Below are 536 nucleotides of genomic sequence, written 5' to 3'. Positions count from 1 at the left end.
AAGAGATAATAATATAAAGACTGCATCGCAGGGGCGTAGCCTTGGTTGGCTGCGATTTTTAGGTATTTTATTTTTTCTTCAGTCGATTCCCAAACCACGCTAGAATTTAAAAACCGATACCCACCATTAGGTATAGCTTTGGAGTATATTTCCCTATATTTCTTATATTTATAGATGGGGACTATTTCCCACCAAGGTTTACCTCGTAGAATTAGTTGGTACATTGCTTTTCCATTCCCTTGGGATGCTTGTTTTTCCCATTGGGGAATGGCTTTATCTGTCCAAGCTTCATCACATGGCCATCCAAGATACTTACAAGGGCTATTGCCATTTCCCGCCAATACGTCCATAGCCCAAGGGTCGCCCATATTGGCGGCTTTTAAAAAGGTCTGCCCCGCTTCAAACTGCTGGCGGTTTTTATACTGTGTAACACCTAGCCAGTAAGTCGCGTACGCACTACCTTGGTCTGATTGTTGTTGAAAAATCTGCTCGGCTTGTGGGTACTGTTTTTGGTTAAACAGTCGGATCCCTTGTTC

General features: G+C 43.1%; 1 pseudogene. It reads right to left on the bottom strand.

The annotated features are described in order from the left end of the window. Nucleotides 1–536 (bottom strand): annotated as a pseudogene (locus tag ACQEXR_RS20420) (sel1 repeat family protein); the annotation flags it as partial.

Source organism: Vibrio sp. TRT 2004, from assembly GCF_050113735.1.
Lineage (GTDB): Bacteria > Pseudomonadota > Gammaproteobacteria > Enterobacterales > Vibrionaceae > Vibrio.
The sequence above is the reverse complement of the archived record's forward strand: the minus strand, read 5'-3'. Positions and strand labels throughout refer to the sequence as shown.